A 24719-nucleotide genomic window follows, 5' to 3' on the forward strand; every position below is an offset into this window, starting at 1 on the left:
GCCGGTCAGACGCTCGCGCCGACGTAGAGGACTACGACCAGGAACACCCACACGGCGTCGACGAAGTGCCAGTACAGCGCCGTCGTCCGGATGGCGGTGTCACGCTCCGGAGAGTAGTGGCCGCGGAGCGCGCGAGCGAACGCGATGCCCAGCAGGACCACCCCGAGGCTGACGTGCAGGCCGTGGAGCCCGGTCAGCCCGTAGAATGCGCTCGCGAAGACGCCGCTGGAGAGGGTAAAGCCTTCGCCGACGACGAACTCGACGTACTCGATGACCTGTCCGGCGACGAAGACCACGCCCAGGGCCACCGTCAGCCCCAGCAGGGCGATGAAGCGCCGCCGGTCGCCGCCCTCGAGCGCGTGATGTCCGTAGTGCAGCGTGATGCTGCTGGCCAGCAGCAGGGCGGTGTTGACGAGCACCAGCGAGCTCAGGAGCGGCGGGAGGTGCGCCGGCGGCCACTGGCCGGCGCGGACGAACGCGTAGTACACGAACCCCGCGGCGAAGGTGGCCACGTCGGAGACCAGGAACAGGACCATCGTCGTGTCGTAGAGCGACCCCGACGCGCCGCGAGCGGCGCGATAGTCGCGAACGAACGCTTCGTTGGCCCAGCCCGCGAGCCCCGCGACCAGCCCAACCGCCCCCAGGCCGCCCAGCGCGACCGGTATCACGGCGGGGACGAGGTCGAGGCCGACGAAGGCGAGCCCGACCCCCAGGTACAGCGCGCCGGCACCGAACGCGGCCACGAGGGGCCAGCGACTCGCGTGCTCGTGGTCGCTCCCGCTCGCGTGCACTCCGGCAGTCGAACCGGCCATACCGGCCACAATGGACGCCGTCGGTATAAACGCCTCCCACTACAGTGACAGGAACGAGACCGACAGCAGGACGAGGTTGTACGTGGCGTGGACCGCGATGGGGACCGCAAGGTTGCCGGTCCGTTCGTAGGCGACGCCGAAGACGGCGCCGACGGCCGTCAGGAGTGCGATGGTGGCCAGAATCGGCGGCAGCGCCCCGGTGAAGTTCGTCAGATGGACCGACCCGAAGAGGACGCTTGCCCCGGCGATAGCCGGCTTCGGACCGTACCGCTGGCGGAGACGTCCCTGGATGGCGCCGCGGAAGAGCAGTTCCTCGGCCGGGGCGACCAGTACTATCGACAGGAGCGCCAGCGCGAGCAGGATGGTCGGGTCGCGCTCGGCGGCCGTCTGGATCACGGACTCGGGGACGAGCCCCGCGGCCGAGAGCAGCGCCGAGGCGCCGACGGCGACGACGAGGGCGACGAGCGTCCACCCGACCACCTCGCCGACCTCCCGGCGAGAGGGACGAGCGACCCGGACAGAGAGGGTCCGGCGCCTGACGAACGCGTACGCAACGAGCAGGAGGCCGACCTGGCCGGCAGCCGTCGCACCGACGAGGACCGGCGTCGTCCCGAGGTCGAACCCGAGCGCGAGGACGGGCACGACGAAGGCGACGCCGGCAACCAGCGAGATGAGGATGGCGACGGCCGTGAGGCCCACGACCTCGGGGACCGTCCAGCGGAGCGCGCTCGCGTCGGGGTCGGGTGACGACATCCACCTGACACTGGGGGACGACGGCGAAAAGTATGGGTTGGTTATCGGGTGTCGAACTTCGCCGACGCCGACTCAGGAGAGAACTGACTCGAGCGCCCCGTCAAGCGCGTCGACGTGGACGGTCCGGGCGGTCGGGTCGACCGGGTCGACGTCGCGTTCGGCGAAGCCGGTTCCCGTGGCCACCAGCACGACGTCGTCGGTCGGGTCGAACGCCCCCGACGCCGCCAGGTCGCGGGCGCCGGCAAGCGCCGTCGCGCACGCCGACTCGACGAACAGGCCGGTTTGTTCGACGAGCGTCCGCCGGGCCGCCAGGATGGCGTCGTCGGCGACTGCGAGGACGGCACCGCCGGTGTCGCGGGCAGCCGCGAGCACCCGGGTCCCGCTGGGTGGGTCGGCGTTCGCGATGGAGTAGGCCACCGTCTCGCCGCCGTCGACGGGCGCGACGGCGTCGGCGTCCCGGGCCCACGCCTCGGCGATGGGTGCACACGCCGACGCCTGCACGAAGTACAGCGCGGGCGGGTCCGCGAGCAGGCCAGCGGTCTCCAGTTCCCGGACCGCCTTCCAGAGGCCGCTGGCGTGGCCGCCGCTGGAGACGGGGACCACGACGGCGTCCGGCCCGTCGGGCGCGAACGCCTCCAGAATCTCCAGGCCCGTCGTCTGCTGCCCGGCGACACGGAGCGGCGTGTCGGAGTTGACGAACCGGACGCCGTGGTCGCGCCCGACCCGCAGCGAGGCCTCGTAGAGGCGGTCGTAGCCGCCCTCGACGCGGAGGACGATCGGGTCGTAGCGCGCGATGAGACCGAGCCGTTCGGTCGGGATATCCGCCGGGACGAGCACCACGCAATCCAGGCCGGCGCTCGCGGCGTGGGCAGCCATCGACCGGGCCATGTTCCCGTGCGAGACCGTACCGACGGCCGCGGCCCCTGCCGCCTCGGCGACAGTCACGCCCACGGCGCTGCCGCGGTCCTTGAACGTCCCCGTCGGGTTCGCGCCCTCGTACTTGACGTGGACGCGGGCGCCGACATCGTCGTCCAAGCGGTCGGCCCTGACCAGCGGCGTCCCGCCGGCGGCCGCGGCCAATCCCTGGGGGTCGACCGGCGGCAACAGGTCGCGGTACCGCCACAGCGAACGCTCGGCGGTCTCTGGCCACTCGAAGCCGGCCGCGTCGGTCCGGAGCCAGTGAGGCTCGCCGCAGGCACAGCGGGTCCCGTCGGCGAGCCGGCCGTCCGAACCGCAGGCATAACAGGTCACGTCGAGATCCATACGCCGCGTTCGAGCGGCCCGGAGAAAGCCCTTGCCGGACTACCGGATGGTCCGGTCGGTCACCTGGCGCAGGCGCTCGGCCACGTCCGCGTCGAATCCGTCCTCGGTGACGCGCCACTGCCAGTTGCCGGTGGCGCTGCCCGGAAGGTTGAACCGGGCGTCGCTGCCAAGTCCCAGCAGGTCCTGCATCGTCGTCATCGCGACGACGGCGTTGGAGTTCCAGACCGCCTCGACGATGTCCCAGTTGATCTCGCTCCCGTCGGTCCCCAGGTTGTAGTGCAGGCAGTCGCGCTGGCGGTCGTCGAGCTGGCGGTAGTAACCGACGATGGTGTCGGTGTCGTGGGTCGAGGTGTAGCCGACGGCGTTCTCCGGGAAGTGCATCGGCTGGTACATGTGCCCCTCCTGGCACCAGTCGGCGTACTGCGGGACGCGCATGCCGGGGAACTCGAAGCGGTCGCGCAAAGACACCATGGTCTCGTCGATGAACCCGAGGTCCTCCGCGAAGAAGGGGAGGTCGCCGAGCTCGGCCTCGACCGTCTCGAAGAAGTCGGCGCCGGGCCCGTCGCGCCACTCGCCGTCGGCGGGGTCCTCGGAGTCGGCGGGGATGGCCCAGTATTCGTCGAAGCCCTTGAAGTGGTCGATGCGCGTGATGTCGACCATCTCGAACAGGCGCTCCAGGCGGTCGATCCACCAGTCGTAGTCGTTCTCGGCCAGCGTCTCCCAGTCGTACAGCGGGTTCCCCCAGCGCTGCCCGCTGTCGTCGGGGTTGGGCGGGACGCCCGCGACCACGGCCGGGTCGTTGTCCTCGGTCAGCTGGAAGGCGTCGGGGGCCGCCCAGACGTCCGCCGAGTCCAGCGCGACGTAGATGGGCAGGTCGCCGACCAGTTGCACGCCGGCGTCGCTGGCGTACTCGTAGAGGGCCTGCCACTGTTCGTCGAACACCCACTGGACGAACTCGTGGTAGCCCACCTCGTCGGCGAGCTCGTCGCGGTACTCCTCGAGCGCATCCGGCTGGCGCGTCTTGACTTCGTGGGGCCAGTCAGTCCAGATCTGGCCGTCGAAGTGGGACTTCAGCGCCATGAACAGCGCGTAGCCGTCGAGCCACCCCGCCTCGCGCTCGCGGAACGCCGCGAACGCCTCCCGGTCGGTATCGCTCGCGTCCTCGTCGAAGCGCTCGTAGGCGCTGCGGAGGCGGTCGCGCTTGAACTCGGCGACGGTCCCGTAGTTCACCGAGTGCTCGGAGACGCCCTCGGGCGGGTCGAGCTCGTCGTCGGCCAGGTAGCCACGCTCGCCGAGGTCGCGCAGGTCGACCAGCAGCGGGTTCCCGGCGAACGCCGAGAACGACTGGTACGGCGAGTTCCCCACTCGGCCGAGGTGGGCCCGAGCGGACAGAACTGCCAGAGCGACTGGTCGGCCCGTTCGAGGAAGTCGACGAACCGGCGCGCGCCGGCCCCGAGGTCCCCGATGCCGTGCGGGCTCGGCAGCGACGTGTGGTGGAGAAAGAGTCCACTCTGTCGTTCGAATCGCATGGGAAGGAGTTCACAGGACTGCCTCTTCAACGGTCCGATACTTTCCGAGGGGGCTGCTGACCGGGGCTGTGGCCCGTTGGACGGCCGCGCCCAAAGTTACATAACCGCATCGGCCATCCACTCGGGTATCCGAATATGCCACCCAAAGTGCTGATGCTTGGCTGGGGGTTCCCACCGAACATCACCGGCGGCCTCGATACGGCCATCGGGGAACTGTTCGAAGTGATGCAACCCCGCGACGACGTCCAGTTCGAGCTGGTGTTGCCCGAGGAGTACGCACCGGAGGGGCGCGAGAACATCCACGGCGTCCCGACAGGGAAAGGTGACATCATCACCCGCATCGGCCGGCTGGCGGGCGCCTTCGCCGACCACGCCGAAGACGCGGACATCATTCACACGAACGACTGGTTCGGCTACAATCCCGGTTCGCGGGCGAAGTCAGCCCACGACGTCGAGTGGATCACGACCTTCCACTCCCTGTCGTCGGACCGGAACGTCAACCCGCCCGAGCGGGAGGTCGAGACCGAACAGCGCGTCGCCGACCGATCCGACCACCTCATCGCCGTCAGCGAGTTCACCGCCGGGAAGATAAAATCCGAGTACGGCGCCGACGCGACGGTCATCTACAACGGCTTCTCCTCCGTCGAGGCCACTGGCCGGGACATCAAGGCCGAACTGGCCATCGACGGGAAGATGCTGTTTCGTCGGCCGCCACACCGACCAGAAGGGCATCGCCTATCTCCTCTATGCCCTCCCGAAGCTCAAACGCGACGACGTCACCCTCGTGCTGGGTGGGTCGGGCCACCTCACCGACCAGCTCAAGCGGTTCGCCGAGCTGCTCGGCGTCGAGGACCAGGTCCGGTTCCCGGGGTACATCCCCCAGGAGGAGCTGGGCGACTACTACGCCAACGCGGACCTGTTCGTCTCGCCGTCGCTCGCGGAACCGTTCGGCATCACCTACGTCGAGGCGCTCTCGGTCGGGACGCGCGTGCTCGCCTGCGAGAACGGCGCCGGCGAGATCCTCCCGGACGACTGCGTCATCGAGGTGGAACCGAACTCCGACTCGATCGCCAGGGGCATCGAGTACGCCCTGGACATCGACTCGCCCATCGAGTACGAGGAGCGGACCTGGGAGCAGGTCGGCGAGGAACACGTCGAGTTCTACTACGACGTGCTCGAAGCTAGCGGAGGAAGCGGACGTCCGTCACCGGTTCCGGGTGCTGGATGATGTAGCCGTCGGCGGTCGGTTCGAGCCCCGTGACGGAGGTCGCGTCGGGGTGGGAGTCGTACGGACTGTCGCCGCTCCCGCTCCGTGACTGGTAGGGACTGTCGTAAGGTGTCTGGCGGCCCTCGGCCGCCGGCCGGTCGAAGTCCTCCGGCGGCAGGTATATCTTCTCGCCCGAGTCCGAGACGACGACGACGGCGGTGTCGCGGTCCCCCGACACGACGATCCGTGTCTCGCCGTCCACGATGTCCATGTCGAAGGAGACGGTCTCCGCCGCCTCGGTCGATTCCGCGGTGTCCCTCGGCTCTGTAGGGTCGGCCATACCCCGACTCGGTGTGTGAGCCCCTTAGGTATTCTCCCGTCGCGGCCCGAAAGCCCGTGGTTCCTGAACTGGCGTCGGTGTGAACAGCCCTGCGGGCCGGTTTCTCGACGAACGGGACCGTTGGCGCTACGGAGAGCTCGCCCCAATAGTAGACACCACACCCGGAAAGCACCCAATTTACTAAACACGACGCGCTGTAGGGGTGGGGTATGCGGCTGCGCACGGCGCTCAACGACTACAAGCGCGACCGGTCCGACCCCGACAGGTACGCCGGGGAACGGCGGACCACCGAGGGGGCCTTCTCCGGGCACGGCGACCGGCTGGTACACGTCGACTCCGACGGCTATCTCCGCGACTTCTCGGCTCCGCTCTCCGAACTGTACGGCATCGACCGATCGCGGCTCGGCATCAGGACCGAGACCGACACCTACTGGTTTGGCGACCTGGACACGATTCGCCAGCACTACTACCGCGAGACGAACCTCGTCGAGACGGAGTACGACGTCGGCGAGTTCACCGTCCACCAGTACGACCTGACGCTGGGGCGGGCCCACGTCACCCACGTCGAACTCCGGGGGGCCGTCCCGTCACAGGCCCACCTCGTCGCGTTCATGACGCTCGCGCCGGAGGGGCGAGAGACGCGCGTCGGCCGCCTCATCCACCAGGACGGCGGGCCCGACGGGAGCAAGGCCGTCGAGGTGTTCCACCACCACGAGCACGACTACGTGACGGCCTCGACCGGCCTGGACGAAGTCCACGGCCAGGTCCCCGAGCGGTTCGACGAACTCCTGGGCGAGGAACCGGTCTCGTTCCCCCGCGACGTCGCCGCCCGGCGCTACGAGGACACCCACCTGAGCGGCGACATTCTGGTGACCGCGCCGCTGGAACAGACCGGTCGCGCGGCGCGGACCTCCCTTGTCACCCACTGTCGGACCACGACGTCATCTCCCGCGAGGCGGCACTCGAGGACCTCAGACACTGCGTCAGCACGCACGAGACGTCCGACGACCTCCGGGCGGCGGCCCGCGAACGGACGTCCGTGGCGGTCCCCGAGGCGTCGCCACGCCCCTCGCTCGTCCGGACCGACCTCCGCGTCCTCGACCTCCTGCTGGCCCCGACGGGCGCGCACGTCTCGGCCCCCGACTTCGACCCCTTCTTCGTCAACTCCGGGGGCTACGGCTACTGCTGGTTCGGCGAGGACGCCACCGTCGCGAAACACCTGCTCGCGGTCGACGACAGCGTCGACCTCGGCGTCGCCGACCGCCTCGGCGAGAAGGCCGCGTTCTACTGTGCCGGCCAGCTCGACGACGGGACATGGCCCCACCGCGTCTGGGCGTCGGACGGTGACCTGGCGCCGGGATGGGCCAACGCACACGTCGAGAACGACGATACGTCCGGCGAGTACCAGGCCCACCAGACGGCGCAGGTGACTGCGTTCCTCGCTCGCTTCCTCCGGACCCGGGGCGACGACGTCGGCGACGACCTGGGCGGGGAGATCCGGGAGACGCTCGCCGACGCCGTCGACGCCCTGGACGACTCGCTGGACCAGAACGACCTGCCCGATCTGTGTCAGAACGTCTGGGAGGACGCGATGGGACAGTTCGCCCACACGGCGGCCTGCTACCTCGAGGCCTACGCGGCGGTCGCCAGAGCGCCGGTCGGACCGGCGGTGGAGGCCGCCGCGACGGCCAGTGCTCACCGGGTATACGAGGGACTGGACGAGCTGTGGGACGAGGACGCCGGGACGTTCGCCCGCCGTCTGGACGGCAACGGCATCCCGGACCGGCGCCTCGACGCCTCGACGTTCGCGCTCGTCGACGCGTTCAGGACCTACGCCTCGCTGGAGGGCGAGACGCTCTCGGAGACCGACCTCGACCGCCTGACGGGCCACGTCGGCGCCCTGCTCAACGGCCTCTACCGGAACCCGCGTGGCAACCCCGTCGGCGGCCTCGTCCGGTTCGAGGGGGACCGCTGGCGGACCATGGACCAGGCGAGCGAGAAGATCTGGCCACTCGCGACCGCGATGGGGGCCGCAGCCGCCGCCACGCTCGGTGAACTGCTGGAGGGATACGGCCGGAACGGCGAGGCGTTCCTCAAGCGGGGGAGCGACCTGTACAACCTCCTGCGGGAGGACGGCCCGCTGACCAGCGACGTGGGGTACCTGCCGGCGCAGGTCTTCGACGACGGAACGCTCGACGGGGCGACCCCGCTGGGCACCGCCCACGCCCTCAGACTGCGGGCCACGACAGTGCTGGGCGAACAGAACGCCCTGCCCACCGCGCCCGCCCCGACCGGGCCGGAGGAGCGACTGCGGTGGACGACCGGGGAGAAGTACGGCGTCAGCACCGTCGCAGACCACGGCAGTCCGGACCCCTCCAGGGTGTGGTTCACCCTCACCGAGGGCGCGCTGACGGAGGCGCGCTTCCCGCGCGTCGACCTGATGAACCTCCGGACGCTGGATTTCCTCGTGCGCTGCCGGGACGAGCAGTACGTCGTCCGGACCCACAAGGAAAACCGGCGGCGCAGCGGTACAGACACCGTCGACAGACGCGTCGAACCGGCGGCCGACGACGCCCTCCTGTTCCGGCACGTCATCACCGAACAGAGCGACGGCCACGGCCACGAGTGGTCGCTGACCGTCGAGTACGCCGCCGACCCCGACCACGATGCCGTCGTCGCCGACGTCACGTTCGAGGCCCGCGACGGGAAGCGCTACGACGTCTTCGCTGTCGCCGACACCGCCTTGAGCACGACGGGCGAGACGGAACGAGGCCTCCGCCTCTCGGGATCGACGGGTCACCACCTGGTCGCCCGCGACGCGGAGGCCTACACGCAGTCGGCCACGCCGCCGCTGCTGGTCGACGAGAACGGCGAGGGGTACTCGGTGGCGCTCGCGCTGGCCGCCGAGCGCCGCTTCGACTGGGCGACGGTCGGCGTCGCCGGCGACCAGCACCTCCAGACGCTCTTCTCCGAGGAGGACCTACCGGCCGAACGCGACAGCGTCGAGAGCGACCACGTCGTCCTCGTGGGTCGCATCGGGAGCGGGGAGGCGACGGACACCCGCATCGCGCTGGGGTTCGCCGGCAAGGCCGACACCGCGGCGGCGCTCGGCGAGGCCGAGGGCGCGCTGGCGGCCGGGTACGAGTCCATCCGGGACGGCTACCGGGACAGCTGGCAGTCGTTCCTCGCGGACAAGCCGCTGCCGGAGGCCGTCGCCCACGACCCGGACCTGGCCGCCCAGTACCGGAGCGCGCTGATGACGCTGCTCGCCGTCGAGGACAAGACCTTCGAGGGTGCCTCTGTCGCGTCGCCGTCGGTCCCCTGGGGCGAGGTGGTCACCGCCTCGAAGGCCCAGGGCGTCGGGTACAACTTCGTCTGGTCGCGTGACCTCTACCAGGTCTTTACCGTCTTCGACGCCGTCGACGGCATAGACCGGGCCATCGACCACCTGGAGTTCGTCTACGACCACCAGCAGCAACCGGACGGGTTCGTGCCACAGAACACCTACGTCAACGGCGAGACGCGCTGGGTGGGCGAGCAGATGGACAACATCTCGTTCCCGCAGGTGATGGCCTACCACCTCTGGGAGCGGGGACTCTCGTTCGACGACGTGGGCTACGACTTCGAGAACCTGCGCCGGTCGGCCGACTACGTCGTCCAGAACGGGCCGGCGACCTCACAGGAACGCTGGGAGGAGGAGGCGGGGTACTCCCCCTCGACTATCGCCGCCGAGATAGCCGGCCTCGTCTGTGCCGGGAAGGTGGCGATGGACACCGGCCACGACGCCGACGCCCTCTCGTGGTTCGCACTGGCCGACCAGTGGACCAACGTCGTCGAGTCCTGGACCGCGACCGAGACGGGCACCGAGAAACACGGGCACACGCCGTACTACGTCAGGGTGACCCGCGACGGCGAGCCGGAGTCGGGGGTCAAGCGGACGCTGGCGAACGGCGGCCCCACGCTCGACGAGCGGGACATCATCGACGGTGGGTTCCTCGAACTGGTCCGTCTGGGTATCAAACCCTGGGACGACCCGGTCGTCCGCAACTCGGTGGCCGAGGTCGACAAGACCATCCGCGTCGACCTGGACGGCAAGCCGGCGTTCTATCGCTACAACGGCGACGGCTACGGCGAGCGCGAGCGGGGCGACCAGGGCGGCCCGTGGTCCGTCGAGCACAACGGCAAGGGGCGGCTCTGGCCGCTCCTGACCGGCGAGCGCGGGGAGTACGAGCTCCTCACGGAGGGGGAAGCAGCGAGCGACGACCCGGGATCTCCTCTCCGCGATGGCCGGCTTCGCCAACTCCGGGCGGATGCTCGCCGAACAGGTCTGGGACCGCCAGTACACCACCGACTACGACTGGGAGCTCGGCGAGGGGACCGGCGCGGCGACGCCGCTGGCCTGGGCGATGGCCCAGTTCGTCCGCCTGGCCCACGGGATCGACGCCGGCAAGCCCGTCGAGACGCCGGAGTTCGTCCGCGAGCGGTACCTCGAACGGGAGGTCCACGAGCACGACCGGGGGCCGGCGCTCAGCGTCGACACCCGCTTCCAGGGCGACCGAATCGTCTTCAGCGGCAAGACCACGGGCGCGCTCGTGGCGATAAAGACGCCGGTGGACTCGACGCTCGTCGAACCCGAGGACGGCGTGTTCGAGGTGGGCCTCGAGATGGAGTACGGCGAGAACACCTGCATCGTCGCCGCCGCGTCGGGGACAGACCTGGAGCGAGCGGGGACGACCGTCTCGCGCTTTACGCTTTGAGAGGGCCCTCAGAACACCATGGCCGCCTCGGGCAGCCCCTCGCCGTACTCGATGGCGACGTACAGCAGGGTAAAGAGCGTCGCGTTGTAGACGCCGTGGATGAGCGACGGGACGACGATGTTGTCCGTGAACTCGTAGGCCAGGCCGAAGACGAGCGAGGGACCGACCAGCACGGCGAGGACGACGAGGTTCCCGGTGGTGGACCCGCCGCTGAGCGCGAACCAGTGGAGGCCGGCGAAGATGACGCTGGCGAGGACGACCGCCACCTGCCACCCGAACACCTCCTTGAGTCGTCCCTGGACCACGCCTCGGAAGAGCAGTTCCTCGCCGGGCCCGATGAGGAGGATCGAGGCAGGGATGAGCAACAGCAGTACCTCGGGGTTCTGCATCCCGACCTCCGCGGCGGCGTTCTGGCCGGTCTGGACGTTCAGCGCCGAGGCGACGAGGCCACCGAGCATAGCGGCACCGATGGCGGCGACGTACCCGACGCCGACGACGAGGACCTGGCCGACCGTCGGCACCGCTGCCGGCAGCGAGAGCGAGGAGGTGCCGCCGGACAGACCCAGCACGGACCACACCCTCGGCGCGAGTCGCGGGCGATACTTGCGATACGTCAGCGCGACGCCGGCTGCGCCGACACCCTGGACGAATATCAGGCTGAGGACAATGAACCGGACCGGCGTCATCTCGATGCCGACGCCGGCCGAGAGGACGAACCCGGCGAGGAGGGCCAGAACGAACCCCAGGAAGAGGCCGCCGCCGCCGAGGCCGACGGCCGCGACGAGTGCGACGGCCGACCGGACGACGGGGCGCTCTCGGGCGACAGTTTCCATACCCTCCTCTACTGTCGGTACGACGAAAAATGTTCGTTCTTGAGGTGAGGGTTCCGGGCCCAGTGGAGACGGCTACCGACTGCGCTCGCCCGCCTCGACGGTGGTCTCGAGCCAGTTCTCCTCCGGTGGCACCGGGCAGTCGAACGTCTCGCTGTAGGCACAGAACGGGGCGTACGCGAGGTTGAAGTCGACGGGGAAGGTGTCGCCGTCCTCCAGTTCGCGGTCGGCCTCCAGTTCGAGGTACCGGCCCTCGTGGTAGGTCTCCTGTCCGGTCGTCTTGTCGCGGAACGGGACGAACAGCGACGTCGGGTCGTCGCCCGCCTGGCGGTACCCGTGCAGTTCGTACTGTTCGCCGTCTAGGTCGAACGACAGCGTCGCGACGCGGAGGTAGCGCACGGTGCGGCCGGCGGTGGTGTCCATCTCGACGGGCTCGGGGTCGTCGTGGACCGTCACCGTCGCCTCGACCCGGTAGGACGGGTCGGGGTCGTAGTAGGCCAGCCCCTCGAAGGCGTCGCGTTCGTCCGGCGGGATGGGCGACTGGTCGTGGTCGGCGAGGAACCGGTCTTTCTCGGCGCGGTTGGCGCGCAGGCGCTCGGCCCAGTCCTCGGTGGCGTCGGTCATACGCAACTGTTCGCGGCCAGCAGTTTGGGTCTGTTGGAGCGCGCTCGGCGGCCCCGTCGAAAGGGAAACCCGTTTTTCCACGCGTCACGAACGTCGCCTATGAACGTACGTACGGTTGCCGATCTCTCGCCGGACGAGCGGGCAGCGCTGTTCGACCGGGACGCCGGGGTCGAGGCGGTGCGCGACGACGTCCGCGACATCGTCGATCAGGTCCGCGAGGAGGGCGACGTGGCGCTGCGGCGCTTCGCCAGCGAGTTCGACGGCGTCGAAGTGGGGAACGTCGACATCACCGACGCGGCCGAACGCGCGGTGAAGGAAGTCGACGACGAGGTGCTGTCGGCCATCGAGACGGCCGCCGAGAACATCCGCGAGTTCCACGAGCGCCAGGTCCCCGAGGACTGGCGTGAGGACTTCGACGGCCGGGAGCTCGGGCGCCGCTTTCGCCCCCTGGAGAGCGCCGGCGTCTACGCGCCCGGTGGCACGGCCGCCTATCCCTCTAGCGCGCTGATGGGCGTCATCCCGGCGACGGTCGCCGGCGTCGACCACGTCGCCGTCGCGACGCCGCCGGCAGACCCGGTCAACCCCGTCACGCTCGCTGCCATCCACGTCGCCGGCGCTGACGCCGTCTACCAGGTGGGCGGGGCACAGGCCATCGCCGCGCTGGCCTACGGCACGGAGACGGTCAGCGGGACGGACATCGTCGTCGGGCCGGGCAACCGCTGGGTCACGGCCGCCAAGGCCGCGGTCCGGGGCGACGTCGCAATCGACTTCCTCGCCGGCCCCTCCGAGATCATGGTCGTCGCCGACGAGACGGCCGACCCCGCGTTCGTCGCTGCGGACATGATCGCCCAGGCCGAACACGACGAGAACGCCTCCGTGGTGACCGTGACGGACGACGAGGCGCTCGCCGAGGCGGTCGTAGGCGAGATCGCGGCCCAGGTCGACGACCGGGAGCGCCAGGCGGTCATCGAGGCGGCCCTCGAGAACGACGCCTCGGGCGTGTTCCTCGCCCGTTCGATGAGCGAGGCGGTCCTCTTCGCCGAGGAGTACGCCGCCGAGCACCTCTCGATACAGGCCGCGAACGACGAGGACCTCCTGGAGCGCATCCCCTCGGCGGGGTCGGTGTTCCTCGGTCCGTACAGCCCGGTCGCGGCTGGCGATTACGCAACCGGGACGAACCACGTCCTGCCGACCGGCGGGGCCGCGCGGGTCACCGGCGGCCTCTCTGTCGATACGTTCGTCCGCTCGACGACCGTCCAGCGCCTCTCAGTGGACGCGTTCGAGGACCTCTCGGCGACTATCACGACGCTCGCCGAGGCCGAAGGGCTGGAGGCCCACGCCGAGAGCGTCCGCAGGCGCTCGGAGGAGTAGGTCGGCGTCAGTGTTAACCCGTTCCGGAACGCACGTTCTCCCATGAGTAGCACCGCCGACGACGGCAAACCGGAACCGGGCGGGACGAACGTGGCCGTCAGCGAACAGGCGGCAGCCGAGGCGCGCGAGCTCATGGAGAGCGAAGGGATGGACCTCGACGTCGCGGGGCTGCGCCTGTACGTCCAGCAGGGCGGGTGTGCCGGCCTCTCGTACGGGATGCGCTTCGAGCACGAACCCGAGACCGAGGACAATGTCTTCGAGCGCAACGGCCTGCGCGTGTTCGTCGACGGCGCGAGCATCGACTACATCGAAGGGTCGGTGTTAGACTACGAGGGCGGCCTCCAGGGAGCGGGCTTCCACGTCGAGAACCCGAACGTGGTCAGCGAGTGTGGCTGTGGCGAATCGTTCCGGACCTGACCGGCCGACACGTTCCCGCCGTGCGGTCCTGACCGGGCTGGGGCTCGCTCGCCGGACTGCCTGGCTGTACCACCCTGAGCGACCGCCGTACGGACACGGTCACCCCGGCACCGGTCCCGTCGCCGGACGCGACGACGCCCGGTCTCGACGACGGCGAGATGGCTCCGCCCGACGAAGGGGCGTCACTGCGACTCCGAAACGAGCGGGACTCCCGCCGAAGTCTCGTTGTCCGGGTCACACTGGATAGGACGGTCCTGTTCGAAGCAAGCGAGACTGTACTCGGCGGTCAGAGGGTCACCTACGGGGGTGTCCTCCCCCGGACCTACGGCCTCACGAGCGACAGTCCCGTGACGGTCGCGCTATCGACGCCCGACGGCCGACTCCGCTCCGATCGGGACGTCGCCGTGACCGGTTCCACCCGCGTGCTCGTCGCCAGTCTCGTCCACGACGGCGTCGAGTGGACACGACTCGACCGCTGATTACTCCTCGAGCTCGAAGGCGACGACGACTTCGGCCTGGTACTCACGGCCCTCGACACTGGCTATCTCGACGCCCAGTTCCTCCACCTCGACCCACTTCAGGTTGTCGAGCGTCTGTTCGGCACGCTCGATGGCGTCGTCGGCGGCGGCGTCGAAACTCTCGGGACTGGTACCGATTAGTGTAATCTTCTTGAATACCATGGCGTACTGTCGAGTCGCCCGGTGACGACATAAAACTACGGCCGGAGGTCGGTTCGCCCTTCCAGCCACTCCTCGACGTGGCCCACGACGTCCGTGAGGTGTGCGGTGCCCCAGACGGCGACGATGACGGCGCCGATGGTGTCAAAGACCAGGTCGAGCATCGTGTCGCGGAGACCGTACTGAGTGAGAATCGTCTGGTTACCCGTTGACTCGGCGAAAAGCGAGACGGAGAACTCGATGACCTCCCAGAGGACCCCAAATGCCATCACGAACAGGAGGACGAACACGAACACGAACCGGGGCGGGAGGTAGAGCTCCTCGGAGTGCCTGTCCAGAGCTCGAACCGTCGTGTAGCCGACGGCGGCGACCACGGACGACGAGAGCGCGTGTGTCACGTTGTCCCAGAGCGGGACCGTGGCGTAGAAGTTCTGCTCGGCGCCGGGGAGACCGACGACCCCCAGCGCGTGGAGGAAGACGGCCGAGGTGATCCATAGCGTCAGGGCGGGGTCGAGCGCGATGCCGTAGTCGCGCTCGAGCAGCGGCGGCAACTGCGTGACCAGCAGGCCGATGCCCGTGTTGACCAGGATACCCAAGTTACCACGCTCCAGGCCGATGGCGAAGATGCCCACGAGACAGAGCGTCAGGAACCGCGATATCTGGCGCTGTCGCCGGCGGCCGATGCCGATGCGGTCGCGGAGTCTCATGGCTCCGGTTGCACCTCCGACGGTATCCGACGTGTCCCCAACTGGCGGCGGACGTAGAACGCGAAGACGAGACCGGCGCCGACCCCGGCGATGGTCGAGGCGACGAACTCCCACATCAGTGCCTCCTCGATTTCGTGTTCGGTCAGCGCCGGGTCGAGGACGAACGTCGTCCCCACCAGGACGTCGGCCCCCCACCGGAGCACGGCCCACCCGCCGGCCGCGGCCATCGTCGCGATGGCGACGAAGACGACGGCAAAGCGGGGCGTCATCCGGACCGGCGTGAACACGTGGAGTTCCACGGCGATGATGAGCGCGATGGCCGCCACCGAGAGATAACTGGCCAGGTTCCCGGTGACCGGCACCGTCGCGAACAGGCGCCCGACCACCGGGAGAGCGGCGAGCAGGAGTATCTCCCAGGGCAACATCGCGTAGCGATTGACGAGCAGGAATGGCGGTAACGACGCCAGCACCGCCACCGTCGCGGCGAACACCGTCCAGAGGATGTTTCCCTCGAGAAGACTCGTCGCGGCCACGGCGAAAAGGACCGCTACGATGATCCACCCGACCAACGCGTTCAGTTGCTTGTCGCGCAGGAGGTCGGTGACGTCCCGGCTCATACTCTCTGCAAGCGACCCGACCCCGAAAATGCTATCGGCTATCGAACAGTCTACCCGGGCGACGATTGAGACGCGTCCGACGGGGTCAGAGCAGGCCGTAGGTCAGCGTGTACGCCACGGCGGCGATGGTCACGGCGGCGAGTCCAGTCACGAGCGCCTGCAGCCAGTCGACACCCTCGCTGAACGACCGGACGGGCGTCCCGACCGCACCGAGGGCCAGCACGCTGAACACGAAGTGCGCCGACTGGTCGAGCGTCGGGGCGGGGAGGACGAACGCGGCGACGGCGTACCCCGCACCGAGCGAGGCGCGGGGATAGACCAGCGCCGTGAGGGTGTGCCCGTGCAGTCGCGCGTAGGTCCAGACGGCCAGCCACACCGTCGCCAGTTCGACGGCGAACGCGGCCAGCAGGTGGCCCGTCGGGTCGGGGTGCAGGAGGACCCGCTCTGCGACCAGCGTGACCTCGAACGGGTAGAGCAACGGCGGCGGCGACCCGGTGAAGAGGTCGCCGAAGGGGTGTGAGAGCAGGCCGACCATCGCGACGGCCAGCGCCTGGCGCGGCCCCACGTCGAGGCGCTCGGTCAGGAGCGCCACCGCGAGGCCGCCCAGGCCGTACACGAGGACCACGAGGCCGCCCACCACGCCGCTGAACAGCGTCGCGACGGCGACGAGGCCGCCCACCACGCCAACCGAGAGCACCCGCGCCGGGTCGCGGCCGGACACCCACAGGGCGACGGCGACGGCCAGGACCGCCCCCATCACGAGCGAGTGAGTCGGCCCCCGGTGGATGACGTTGGCCGTCTCCCAGAACACGTCCGGGCCGAGCGAGTTGACCGACCGCAGGAGGAGGCCAACCGGCGCGTAGACGACGTCGACGTCGGGCACGGTGGCAAAGAGCGCGGCTAGCGCGCCGACGGTCAGCGCACGTGCTCGCGGGAGCCCCCACCGGTCCGCGGCGAGGGCAACGAGCGAGAACGCCAGCAACCCGTGTCCGACGAACATTGAAGGTACTTTGTGGTCAGGACTCTTAACTATCCCTGTGTCACGTGCTGGCTTTCTTCGTCCACTGCTTCTCGATGTCAGCGTTGGCTCTGACGACGGTGTCGCCGTCGACCAGGAACCGGGTCTTCCTGAGTTCGATGGCGACGACCTCGCCCGTGATGCCGCCGGCGGTGACCTGGTCCCCGGGGTTGAAGTCGGGGTCCCGGAGGAGGTAGACGCCGGCGACGGCGTCGGCGATCATCCCCGACAGGGCGTAGGAGACACCCAGGGCGAGGAACCCGGCCGCCGTGCCGAGCGACGCGGCGATAGCGGTGAGCCCGACGATAGAGAGAAAGGAGAGCACGGCCGCGAACCACAGGAATACGAGCACCATGACGGCGATGAACTGTCGGTACACGGGCGATTCGCCGGGTAACGCGTTGTCGAGGACCGTCCTGACGACGGCCATGACGAGTTTGATGAGCACCGCGGCTATCGCGAGGAAGACGATGCCGGTGATGATGTCCGGCAGCGCGTCGGTGACGTTGGTGACGATCTGCTCGAACGCGCGATTGAGGACGTCGACTTGCACGCTGGCGAGTCGAGCGTCGCGGGCTTAAAATGTGGGCGTGGCTTCGGCGGGGAACACCTCGTATTCCCCGTCGTCCTGGACACCGATGAGCGCCCACTCGTAGGACAGGTCCATCCCTCGCAACCGGGTATAGAGACGGCCGACGTCACCGTCCCGTGTGACGAAACACCGGAGTTCGCCGGTCTCAGGTGGCATCTCGTCCGGTTCGAGCACGGAGACGGTGACGGTGCGCCACTTGTACTCCGCGCGGATCTCTGAGCCAGTGCGCGACACGGTGTAACCGAGTTCGTCGAATATCGACCGAGCCTGCTCGCCTAGCGATGTGGTAACGGCCCCCATCTGACAACCTGTACCAATGGGGAGGGTATAAACGTTCCTACTGACAGGAATCCACGTACAGTCAGGTAACGGTCACTCGTGTGCGGCGTCCCACTCGTCGGGTTTCCGGAGGTTGCTACACTCGTTACAGCGGATACGCCCCATGGAGTCCATGGCGTTGTCGAACGTCTCGCAGTTACTGCAGAAGTAGCCCCACCGTCGCGTGCCCGCTGTGTCGGCATACACGACGTAGAACGGTCCCTTGGTCCCGATGTCGCCGTCGGTGGTATCGACGTACAGCGTCGTCCCCGTCGGCCCGTCGTAGGCGTCCATACGTGTCCGGAGGTCGGCCACGGGCTAAGGTGCTACGACTCCGGAGTCACGGACGGTGGTCCCGGTCCCGCAGCAGGCAGACGTCCCTGTCGCTAGGAATATAAACACCCAGAGCCAACCACCGGTCGATGCAACAGGTCGTCGTCCCGGTCCGCTATCCGCTGTCGGAGAACTCGCGAGCGACGCTCGCGGAAGCCATCAAGGTCGCAACAGAGGACGACGCCGACCTGACAGTTCTCCACGTGAATCTCTATCAGAACGGCGCCCGCGTGACCCGCACCGACCTCAAGCGGGCCGTCGAGGAGTCGTTCGGCCACCTCCCGCGGACCCGTTACGTCGTCCGGACGGGCCTGCTCGTCGAGGAGACCATCCTGGACGAGGTGGCTGCCCAGGACGCGGACGTCGTCGTCATCGGGAGCAAGCAGGTCAGCCGGTGGCGGAAGATGGTCCGCAGACTCGTCGACGACCCGGACATCGACCACTTCCTCCGTGAGGAACTCGACTGTGACGTCGTGACGGTCAGCCCCGACGCTCAGCCGTCGCGCACCTCGTCGAGTTCCTCCGGGGCCTGACCCGCGCCGCCGGCCGGCGCGTCGTCGGCCAGCGAGACCTGCATCTCGCCGCTGGTCTCGTCGAAGTACAGGTGCGAGTGTAGGCGATCTCCACGTCGGCGTCGTCCAGCTCGTCCCAGACGGCCGTCTGAATCCGCGAGCGGACGCGAAGGAGTTTGTACGGTTCCATCGCCCAGTACCGGAGCGTCAGCAACACGCCGTGGTCGGCGAAGTTGTCGAGGTAGACTGTCGGTGACGCCGGGTACCGGGCGGCGCCGATACGGATGTCGGGGCCGCCCTCGATGACGTCGTCACAGCGCCGTGCGCCGCGCTCGATGAGGCGCCGTGCCTCGTCGATGTCGCTCTCGTAGGTGACCAGGAACTGCTGTGAGAGCCGTATCCGGGGGTCCTCGGCGGAGTAGTTGATCACGTCCCGCTGGCGGATCTCGCCGTTTGGAATCACCAGGAAGGTGTTGTCCAGCGTGAATATCTTCGTGTGACGGAGCGTGATGTCCTCGACGAACCCTCGCTGGTTCCGGTCGGCCAGTTCGATCATGTCGCCGATCTCGTAGGGCTGGTCAGCGAGCAGGAACATCCCCGAGATGATGCTCCCGACGATGGGCGCGAGGATGACGCCGATGACGGCCGAGAAGACGGTGACCGATAGGGCGATGTCGCCCAGCTGGAGCCCGTAGATGTTCATCACCGTCAGGAGCGCGAAGATGAACACGAAGGCGCGGATGCTCCGCAGCGCCGTCCGGGTGAGGCTGGGGCGGCGGAAGCGCTGGGCGATGCGCCGGCCGAGCAACCGGACGAGGAGGCGCGAGATGACGAAGGCGACGGCCAGCACGAACAGCGCCGAGAGCAGTTGATTGACCCAGACCGGGACGGCGACGGGGAGCAACCCGCCGAAGTCCGTGGCTGCCTCGGTGGGTGTCGTCTGGAACAGCCAGACGGAACCGGCACGCATAGCCCACCATCCACGTGCCCCCGAGAAAAGGGTTGCCCTCAGGAACAGCGGGCTCGACCCCTGGAATCGTCCCCGTGGCCACCGACGGATGAGACGAGTTATCAACTATCTATACGATAGTAAAATCACCAGACGAGAGCGGTCTGTCGTGAACAATCAAACAGTTGCCCGACACTTATATCCGTGTTCGCCACCTCCCTCTAGGTGATGACCTCCACCGAGCCGTTCACCATGGACGGCGTCGACGAGTTCTCGCCCCCCGACGAGCGACGCAAAGCCGTCCTGTTTTGCCCCGACTGCGGCCACGAGATCGACCTGCGAGACGACTGGGAGTCCGACGAGCGTGGCGACCACGAGCAGCTCCGCTGTCCGGTCTGCCGGACCGTCGTCGACACGGACTGACCACGCAAAACAGATTTTCGCCGCTGCGGCCGACGACGCCCGTCAGTAGTCGTAGACCTGGTCGTCCGTCACCACGCTGTCGAGCAGTTCCGTCGGCGTCGCGTCGTAGGCCGGGTTCGCGAGCTCGAATCCCTCGGCCGGTTCGCGCATCACCTCGGCCACGGGGCGGAACTCGTTTTTGAAGGCGAACCCGCCCTCCACGAGTTTCGCGCCGGCGCCGACGACGGTTATCGGGACGCCGGCGTCGACCGCCGCCGTCGATATCTGGTAGGTGCCGACCCGGTTGTAGTACGTGTCGCCGACGATACACGTCATCCCCAGCAGGACCCGGTCACACTCGCTGACGTAGTAGCCGGCCGCGCTGTCGACGATGAGCGTCACGTCGATGCCCTCCCGCTGGGCGAGCTGGCGGGCCGCCTTCCGGCCCAGCATCCGGGGTCGGGACTCCGTGACGTATATCTCGAACGTGGCGCCGCCGGCCAGCGCCTCGTCCAGCGCGGCCATGACAGTCGAAGAGAAGTCGTGTAGCAAGAGGACGTCGTCGTCGGCGATGAACTCGGCCGCCCGTTCGGCGGCCCGGTCTTTCGCCCCTTCGACGTCGGTGACCACGTCGTCGATGGCCGCGAGCGTGACGGCCTTCGCCGCCTCGACGTCCTCGGGGTCCGCGTCGCCGACGCGCTGGACGATCTCCTCCTGGGTGGTGTGGAGCGACGCGTGAGACGGGTTCGCCCGCTGGAGGGCGTGGCTGTTCCGTTCGAGGGTCCGGAGGTACGCCTCCACGGTCGGATAGTCCCGCTCGGTCAGCGTCTGGAGTGCCTTGGCGGCTTTCACGGCGACGACAGAAGAACTGTGGGTCTGCATCTCCTCGATTTGCTTGACCGTCTCGTCTATCATACCAACTGCTGTGGCCCGGACCGTCATGTGTCTTCCCCACGAGACCCGAATGACCTATACCGCTGGTCACCCATCCGTGGAACGAGATGGGTGGGCGACGACTGCGCACCGACACGCTCGGGATGTCAGAGGCCATCGGCGTAGCGGTGCTCATCGGCCTGACGATAACCGTGACGGCGATGGTCGGGGTGAACGTCCTCGTCCTCTCCGGCGAGGACGACGGCGGCGTCCCGCAGGCCAACTTCACCTACGACCACGTCGAGGGCAGCGGCCTCCTCATCGTCACCCACGCCGGCGGTGACGAGCTCGAGGCGGGCAACATCGAGTTCCGCGGGCGGGGGAACAACGCCACGTGGGCGGAACTGGCCAACCGGAACGAGACGGCCACGGTCGGCCCTGGCGATATCACACAGCTCGGGTCGGGGAACGCTTACGGGCAGAGCGTCCAGCGTGACGACCGGATAGCGATATACCTCAACCGGAGCGGCAACCGGACCAAGCTGAGCGAGTGGAACGGGGGCTGACAGTCCCCGCCGGGTCAGCCCTTGATGTTACAGACGGGGAAGGTGCGGGCCACCTTGTCGCCGATGCCTAACGCGTCAGAGACGCGAACCACTTCGTCGACGTCCTTGTAGACGCCGGGGGCCTCCTCGGCGACGGTGGCGCCCGACTGGGCCTTTACGTAGACGTGCTCGTGTTCCCGGAGGTCGTTTCTGACGTCCTCGCCCCAGTACTCCTGTTTGGCCTGGGTGCGCGACATAAGCCGGCCGGCACCGTGGGCCGTCGACCCGAACGACTCCGTCATCGACTCGGTGCCGCCGCGGAGCACGTAACTCCCGGCGCCCATGCTCCCGGGGATGATGATGGGCTGGCCGACGTCGGCGTAGGCGGGCGGCAGTTCCGGCCGGCCGGCGGGGAAGGCGCGTGTCGCCCCCTTCCGGTGGACGAACAGCTCCCGCTTTTCGCCCTCGACCTCGTGGACCTCGCGTTTGGCGATGTTGTGGGCGACGTCGTACAGCAAGTGCATCCCCATGGCCTCCCACGAGCGGTCGAAGACGTCCTCGAAGACCGTCCGGGTCCGGTGCATCACGAGCTGGCGGTTCACCCAGGCGAAGTTGATGGCCGCACACATCGCCTCGTAGTAGTCGTCGGCCAGTTGCGACCCCGCAGGGGCGGCGGCCAGCTCCTTGTCGGGCAACTGGTTCAGCAGACCCTGGTGGGCCTGCTCTATCTTCCGGAGGTAGTCCGTACAGACCTGGTGGCCGAGTCCGCGGGAGCCACAGTGGATGAGGACCACCACCTGGTCGGTCGAGAGGCCGAAGTCCGCGGCGACGTCCGCCCGGAACACGTCGGTGACCCGCTGGACCTCCAGGAAGTGGTTGCCGGACCCGAGCGACCCGACCTGGTCGCGCCCGCGGTTCTTGGCCTTCTCGGAGACCTTCGACGCGTCCGCCTCCGGCCGGTAGCCCTCGTCCTCGCAGTGGGCCAGGTCGTCCTCGACGGCATAGCCGTGTTCGAGCGCCCAGTCCATCCCGCGTTCGAGAATCGCCTCGACGTCCTCGACGGTGCCCTCGTGGACGCCGCCACCGCCCAGCCCTGACGGGACGGCGTCGAACAGCGCGTCGACCAGTTCTTCCTCGTGGCCCTGCACGTCGTCGTAGGTCAGGTTCGTCTTCAGCATCCGGACGCCGCAGTTGATGTCGTATCCCACCGCGCCGGGCGAGATACAGCCCTCCTTGGCGTCGATGCCGGCGACGCCGCCGACCGGGAAGCCATAGCCCTGGTGGCCGTCCGGCATACAGAGCGTGTACTTCCGGACGCCCGGGAGGTGGGCGGAGTTTCGCAGCTGTTCGAGCGTCTTGTCGTCACTTATCTCGTCCAGCAGCGCCTCGCTGGCGAGCACGCGCGCCGGCACGCGCATCCCGCCCTGCTTGGGAATCTCCCAGACGTAGTCCCGGACCTTCTCGAGCGTGACGTCGCCGGCCTCGTAGGTGGTCATGTTCGACACTCCGACCCGCAGGCTAATGTCACCTGTGCAACGGCAGGGCGTCAGTCGGCCGCCGCAGGCGACGCCCCGTCGGTGACGGCCGGGCGTCCGATCCAGTGATCGATAGAGAGCGGGCCGGCCCCGAGCGTGAACAGCGCCGAGACCAGGCCATAGAGGGTGACGTGGACGAGGACCGGGTCGTCGGGCAGGCCAAAGAGCGTGGTCGTAAACAGCAGGAACGAGACGGCGGCGGCCCCGCGGGTGAACAGGCCGACGACGAACGCGAGGCCGACGGCGACTTCGGTCAGGCCCGCGCCGAGCACCCACAGTCCGGGGTCCACTGGGACGACGGCGGTTAGGTCGTACTTCTCGACGACGAGCAGGGCGCTCCCGGGCGTCGCGAGCTTTCTGGAACAGGCCGAGGTAGACGAACGTCGCCCCGACACCGACCCTGAGCACGACGGGGACGTACCGGCGGTACGGGGCCGTCACGTCGTCGAGGAAGCCCTTGAGGAGGTGGATCGGGTCGAAGCGACCGTAGAGTGTCCCCTCCGTGCTGGCGACCTGCTGGAGCATCTGGTCGGCGCTGGGCCGACCGCCGCCGAGAATCAGCAGTGCGAGGAAGGCCGGCACGAACTCCATAGCGATGACGGCGGCGGGGTCGACGGTAAGCGTCCAGGCGTAGGTCGCCAGGCCCACCGCGCTGGCGATGCGGACAGCGAGACCGAACAGGAGGACGAACCCGAGGCCGATGAACAGCACCCGGAGGCCGGGGTTGGCCGTTGTCGAGAAGGCCACGATCGGCGCGAAACTGTACCCCTGAAATCCGGCGCCGACGAGCGGCAGGCCCACGCTGAGGCGAATCATCCAGGGGACGAGGTCGGCATAGCCCGCGAGGGTGTTCCGCAGGACCACGATGTCGGGTATCGTGGGCCGAGCCCAGAGGTAGCCGGCGGTCCCGGCGACAGTCAGGAGGCCGGCACCGGCAAACAGCGCCGCGTTGAACGGGTTCGACAGCACCGCGAGTGCGAACTCGACCGCGTCGACGGCCGCTCCCGGCCCGTCGGTGACGTAGTCGACGTGGCCGGCGACCGGGCGACTGAACGCGAGCACCAGCAGGACCGCGGCGAAAGGGCGAACGCTCCGGCGGAGGGACATGGGGGAGAGTACGGGCACAGACACCTAACCCTGTCCTTGTGTGCCGGAGGGGCACACGCGGTCCTGCGGTCGGAGGTCCCGTAGCACCGGCAGGGCGGTGGAATTATGGTCGTCCCCGCGGTAGGTACTCCCCAGTGAGCGTCAACGTCGAAACGCGCATCGTAGAGCGAGGCAGCGACGACTACGTCGATGCTGCCTGGCGGCTCAAGGAGGACATCCGCCAGTCGGAGGGAGTCCTCCGCCAGCGACACGGGTTCTTCCGCAACGCGTACCGCCGCTCGACGGTGTATCTCTACATCGACCGCTCGAACGACCGCCTGGTCGGGTTCGCGGCGGTCCGGCGCGACGGCTACATACTCTTTCTCGCCGTCGACGACGAGTACCGCGGTCACGGGTTCGGCAAGCGGCTCATCGCCCGCGTCGCCGAGGACTACGGCACCGTGACATGTCACGCCCGGACGACTAACGAGGAGGCGCTGGGATTTTACAAACACATCGGCTTCCAGATTCGGCGTCGCATCGACAACTACTACGAGGACGGCGGCGACGCCTACTACCTCCGCCTGGGCGAGGAGACGATTCGGGACAAACTGTCGAAGTTGCTGCGCGGCTAGGAGAACGCTTTTGAGTG

The 24719-nt window shown here is 68.5% G+C and carries 22 protein-coding genes and 5 pseudogenes; 9 read left to right on the forward strand and 18 right to left on the reverse strand.

Annotation, left to right across the window (positions count from 1 at the left end):
* Positions 1-5 precede the first annotated feature (5 nt).
* The 4 genes and pseudogenes from P1N55_RS02840 to malQ all read right to left on the reverse strand — a co-directional run bounded on the left by P1N55_RS02840 (position 6) and on the right by malQ (position 4357).
* Complete coding sequence (locus P1N55_RS02840) at positions 6-812, reverse strand: cytochrome c oxidase subunit 3 (RefSeq protein ID WP_276277494.1); 807 nt, start codon at positions 810-812, stop codon at positions 6-8.
* A 39-nt stretch (positions 813-851) separates the two neighbouring features.
* Positions 852-1565 (reverse strand): CPBP family intramembrane glutamic endopeptidase, encoded by a 714-nt coding sequence (locus P1N55_RS02845; protein WP_276277495.1) that lies wholly within the window; start codon positions 1563-1565, stop codon positions 852-854.
* Positions 1566-1637: 72 nt separating this feature from the next.
* Positions 1638-2828, reverse strand: a complete 1191-nt coding sequence (gene thrC, locus P1N55_RS02850) for a threonine synthase (RefSeq protein ID WP_276277496.1) — start codon at positions 2826-2828, stop codon at positions 1638-1640.
* Between the two features lie 39 nt (positions 2829-2867).
* Positions 2868-4357 (reverse strand): annotated as a pseudogene (gene malQ, locus P1N55_RS02855) (4-alpha-glucanotransferase).
* A 135-nt stretch (positions 4358-4492) separates the two neighbouring features.
* Between malQ and P1N55_RS02860 the strand changes: the two are divergent.
* Positions 4493-5585: pseudogene (locus P1N55_RS02860) on the forward strand (glycosyltransferase family 4 protein).
* Here the strand turns inward: P1N55_RS02860 and P1N55_RS02865 are convergent.
* Complete coding sequence (locus P1N55_RS02865; protein WP_276277497.1) at positions 5539-5904, reverse strand: DUF7510 family protein; 366 nt, start codon at positions 5902-5904, stop codon at positions 5539-5541. The pseudogene P1N55_RS02860 and the gene P1N55_RS02865 overlap by 47 nt on opposite strands.
* Before the next feature lie 209 nt (positions 5905-6113).
* Here P1N55_RS02865 and P1N55_RS19570 point away from each other — a divergent pair.
* Positions 6114-10661 (forward strand): annotated as a pseudogene (locus P1N55_RS19570) (glycoside hydrolase family 15 protein).
* An 8-nt stretch (positions 10662-10669) separates the two neighbouring features.
* Here the strand turns inward: P1N55_RS19570 and P1N55_RS19575 are convergent.
* Entirely contained in the window at positions 10670-11494 is an 825-nt protein-coding gene (locus tag P1N55_RS19575) for a CPBP family intramembrane glutamic endopeptidase (protein ID WP_346429995.1), read from the reverse strand.
* 72 nt (positions 11495-11566) lie between these two features.
* Positions 11567-12115, reverse strand: coding sequence for a DUF1684 domain-containing protein (locus P1N55_RS02885; RefSeq protein ID WP_276277499.1), 549 nt, complete (start codon positions 12113-12115; stop codon positions 11567-11569).
* A 99-nt stretch (positions 12116-12214) separates the two neighbouring features.
* On the opposite strand from P1N55_RS02885, the gene hisD reads away from it, so the two are divergent.
* The 3 genes from hisD (at position 12215) to P1N55_RS02900 (ending at position 14382) form a co-directional block, all read left to right on the forward strand.
* Positions 12215-13486, forward strand: coding sequence for a histidinol dehydrogenase (gene hisD / locus P1N55_RS02890; RefSeq protein WP_276277500.1), 1272 nt, complete (start codon positions 12215-12217; stop codon positions 13484-13486).
* A 42-nt stretch (positions 13487-13528) separates the two neighbouring features.
* A complete protein-coding gene (locus tag P1N55_RS02895) occupies positions 13529-13903 on the forward strand; it encodes a HesB/IscA family protein (protein ID WP_276277501.1) in 375 nt (124 codons plus the stop codon).
* 158 nt (positions 13904-14061) lie between these two features.
* Positions 14062-14382 carry a hypothetical protein gene (locus P1N55_RS02900; protein WP_276277502.1) on the forward strand — a complete coding sequence of 107 codons (321 nt, stop codon included), beginning with the start codon at positions 14062-14064 and terminating at the stop codon, positions 14380-14382.
* On the opposite strand, the gene P1N55_RS02905 is transcribed toward P1N55_RS02900, so the two are convergent.
* From P1N55_RS02905 to P1N55_RS02935, 7 genes are all read right to left on the reverse strand, one after another.
* Entirely contained in the window at positions 14383-14583 is a 201-nt protein-coding gene (locus tag P1N55_RS02905; protein WP_276277503.1) for a dodecin, read from the reverse strand.
* A 35-nt stretch (positions 14584-14618) separates the two neighbouring features.
* Complete coding sequence (locus tag P1N55_RS02910; protein ID WP_276277504.1) at positions 14619-15287, reverse strand: hypothetical protein; 669 nt, start codon at positions 15285-15287, stop codon at positions 14619-14621.
* Positions 15284-15904: a hypothetical protein gene (locus tag P1N55_RS02915; RefSeq protein ID WP_276277505.1), complete on the reverse strand. Its 621-nt coding sequence runs from the start codon at positions 15902-15904 to the stop codon at positions 15284-15286. The genes P1N55_RS02910 and P1N55_RS02915 overlap by 4 nt, the downstream gene beginning before the upstream one ends.
* 85 nt (positions 15905-15989) lie before the next feature.
* Positions 15990-16904 (reverse strand): metal-dependent hydrolase, encoded by a 915-nt coding sequence (locus tag P1N55_RS02920; protein ID WP_276277506.1) that lies wholly within the window; start codon positions 16902-16904, stop codon positions 15990-15992.
* Positions 16905-16944: 40 nt separating this feature from the next.
* On the reverse strand, positions 16945-17475 hold the full coding sequence (locus P1N55_RS02925; RefSeq protein WP_276277507.1) for a mechanosensitive ion channel domain-containing protein: 531 nt from the start codon (positions 17473-17475) through the stop codon (positions 16945-16947).
* Between the two features lie 24 nt (positions 17476-17499).
* Positions 17500-17814 (reverse strand): DUF7116 family protein, encoded by a 315-nt coding sequence (locus tag P1N55_RS02930; RefSeq protein WP_276277508.1) that lies wholly within the window; start codon positions 17812-17814, stop codon positions 17500-17502.
* 72 nt (positions 17815-17886) lie between these two features.
* Complete coding sequence (locus tag P1N55_RS02935) at positions 17887-18126, reverse strand: DUF5816 domain-containing protein (RefSeq protein ID WP_276277509.1); 240 nt, start codon at positions 18124-18126, stop codon at positions 17887-17889.
* Between the two features lie 128 nt (positions 18127-18254).
* Here P1N55_RS02935 and P1N55_RS02940 point away from each other — a divergent pair, with 128 nt between their 5' ends.
* Positions 18255-18698, forward strand: coding sequence for a universal stress protein (locus tag P1N55_RS02940; RefSeq protein ID WP_276277510.1), 444 nt, complete (start codon positions 18255-18257; stop codon positions 18696-18698).
* Here P1N55_RS02940 and P1N55_RS02945 read toward each other — a convergent pair.
* A pseudogene (locus P1N55_RS02945) lies at positions 18659-19647 on the reverse strand (mechanosensitive ion channel family protein). The gene P1N55_RS02940 and the pseudogene P1N55_RS02945 overlap by 40 nt on opposite strands.
* A 207-nt stretch (positions 19648-19854) precedes the next feature.
* On the opposite strand from P1N55_RS02945, the gene P1N55_RS02950 reads away from it, so the two are divergent.
* A complete protein-coding gene (locus P1N55_RS02950; RefSeq protein WP_276277511.1) occupies positions 19855-20049 on the forward strand; it encodes a hypothetical protein in 195 nt (64 codons plus the stop codon).
* A gap of 42 nt (positions 20050-20091) precedes the next feature.
* On the opposite strand, the gene P1N55_RS02955 is transcribed toward P1N55_RS02950, so the two are convergent.
* Positions 20092-20943: a translation initiation factor eIF-2B gene (locus P1N55_RS02955; protein WP_276277512.1), complete on the reverse strand. Its 852-nt coding sequence runs from the start codon at positions 20941-20943 to the stop codon at positions 20092-20094.
* Between the two features lie 86 nt (positions 20944-21029).
* Here P1N55_RS02955 and P1N55_RS02960 point away from each other — a divergent pair, with 86 nt between their 5' ends.
* Complete coding sequence (locus tag P1N55_RS02960; RefSeq protein ID WP_276277513.1) at positions 21030-21467, forward strand: type IV pilin N-terminal domain-containing protein; 438 nt, start codon at positions 21030-21032, stop codon at positions 21465-21467.
* Positions 21468-21481: 14 nt separating this feature from the next.
* Here the strand turns inward: P1N55_RS02960 and P1N55_RS02965 are convergent, their stop codons facing one another.
* Together P1N55_RS02965 and P1N55_RS02970 are read right to left on the reverse strand one after the other, a co-directional pair.
* On the reverse strand, positions 21482-22942 hold the full coding sequence (locus P1N55_RS02965) for an RtcB family protein (protein ID WP_276277514.1): 1461 nt from the start codon (positions 22940-22942) through the stop codon (positions 21482-21484).
* A gap of 50 nt (positions 22943-22992) precedes the next feature.
* A pseudogene (locus P1N55_RS02970) lies at positions 22993-24088 on the reverse strand (DoxX family protein).
* A 134-nt stretch (positions 24089-24222) separates the two neighbouring features.
* On the opposite strand from P1N55_RS02970, the gene P1N55_RS02975 reads away from it, so the two are divergent.
* The gene (locus tag P1N55_RS02975) at positions 24223-24702 is read left to right on the forward strand and encodes a GNAT family N-acetyltransferase (protein ID WP_276277515.1); all 480 of its coding nucleotides are present in this window, start codon (positions 24223-24225) and stop codon (positions 24700-24702) included.
* Positions 24703-24719: the final 17 nt, after the last annotated feature.

Source organism: Haloarcula regularis (assembly GCF_029338315.1).
Lineage (GTDB): Archaea > Halobacteriota > Halobacteria > Halobacteriales > Haloarculaceae > Haloarcula > Haloarcula regularis.

What these genes read in the sequence shown, in the direction of transcription:
- P1N55_RS02840 (WP_276277494.1), bottom strand. Translation starts at nt 812, where the DNA reads ATGGCCGGTTCGACTGCCGGAGTGCACGCGAGCGGGAGCGACCACGAG.
- P1N55_RS02845 (WP_276277495.1), bottom strand. Translation starts at nt 1,565, where the DNA reads ATGTCGTCACCCGACCCCGACGCGAGCGCGCTCCGCTGGACGGTCCCC.
- thrC (WP_276277496.1), bottom strand. Translation starts at nt 2,828, where the DNA reads ATGGATCTCGACGTGACCTGTTATGCCTGCGGTTCGGACGGCCGGCTC.
- P1N55_RS02865 (WP_276277497.1), bottom strand. Translation starts at nt 5,904, where the DNA reads ATGGCCGACCCTACAGAGCCGAGGGACACCGCGGAATCGACCGAGGCG.
- P1N55_RS19575 (WP_346429995.1), bottom strand. Translation starts at nt 11,494, where the DNA reads ATGGAAACTGTCGCCCGAGAGCGCCCCGTCGTCCGGTCGGCCGTCGCA.
- P1N55_RS02885 (WP_276277499.1), bottom strand. Translation starts at nt 12,115, where the DNA reads ATGACCGACGCCACCGAGGACTGGGCCGAGCGCCTGCGCGCCAACCGC.
- hisD (WP_276277500.1), top strand. Translation starts at nt 12,215, where the DNA reads ATGAACGTACGTACGGTTGCCGATCTCTCGCCGGACGAGCGGGCAGCG.
- P1N55_RS02895 (WP_276277501.1), top strand. Translation starts at nt 13,529, where the DNA reads ATGAGTAGCACCGCCGACGACGGCAAACCGGAACCGGGCGGGACGAAC.
- P1N55_RS02900 (WP_276277502.1), top strand. Translation starts at nt 14,062, where the DNA reads ATGGCTCCGCCCGACGAAGGGGCGTCACTGCGACTCCGAAACGAGCGG.
- P1N55_RS02905 (WP_276277503.1), bottom strand. Translation starts at nt 14,583, where the DNA reads ATGGTATTCAAGAAGATTACACTAATCGGTACCAGTCCCGAGAGTTTC.
- P1N55_RS02910 (WP_276277504.1), bottom strand. Translation starts at nt 15,287, where the DNA reads ATGAGACTCCGCGACCGCATCGGCATCGGCCGCCGGCGACAGCGCCAG.
- P1N55_RS02915 (WP_276277505.1), bottom strand. Translation starts at nt 15,904, where the DNA reads ATGAGCCGGGACGTCACCGACCTCCTGCGCGACAAGCAACTGAACGCG.
- P1N55_RS02920 (WP_276277506.1), bottom strand. Translation starts at nt 16,904, where the DNA reads ATGTTCGTCGGACACGGGTTGCTGGCGTTCTCGCTCGTTGCCCTCGCC.
- P1N55_RS02930 (WP_276277508.1), bottom strand. Translation starts at nt 17,814, where the DNA reads ATGGGGGCCGTTACCACATCGCTAGGCGAGCAGGCTCGGTCGATATTC.
- P1N55_RS02935 (WP_276277509.1), bottom strand. Translation starts at nt 18,126, where the DNA reads ATGGACGCCTACGACGGGCCGACGGGGACGACGCTGTACGTCGATACC.
- P1N55_RS02940 (WP_276277510.1), top strand. Translation starts at nt 18,255, where the DNA reads ATGCAACAGGTCGTCGTCCCGGTCCGCTATCCGCTGTCGGAGAACTCG.
- P1N55_RS02950 (WP_276277511.1), top strand. Translation starts at nt 19,855, where the DNA reads ATGACCTCCACCGAGCCGTTCACCATGGACGGCGTCGACGAGTTCTCG.
- P1N55_RS02955 (WP_276277512.1), bottom strand. Translation starts at nt 20,943, where the DNA reads ATGATAGACGAGACGGTCAAGCAAATCGAGGAGATGCAGACCCACAGT.
- P1N55_RS02960 (WP_276277513.1), top strand. Translation starts at nt 21,030, where the DNA reads ATGGGTGGGCGACGACTGCGCACCGACACGCTCGGGATGTCAGAGGCC.
- P1N55_RS02965 (WP_276277514.1), bottom strand. Translation starts at nt 22,942, where the DNA reads ATGACCACCTACGAGGCCGGCGACGTCACGCTCGAGAAGGTCCGGGAC.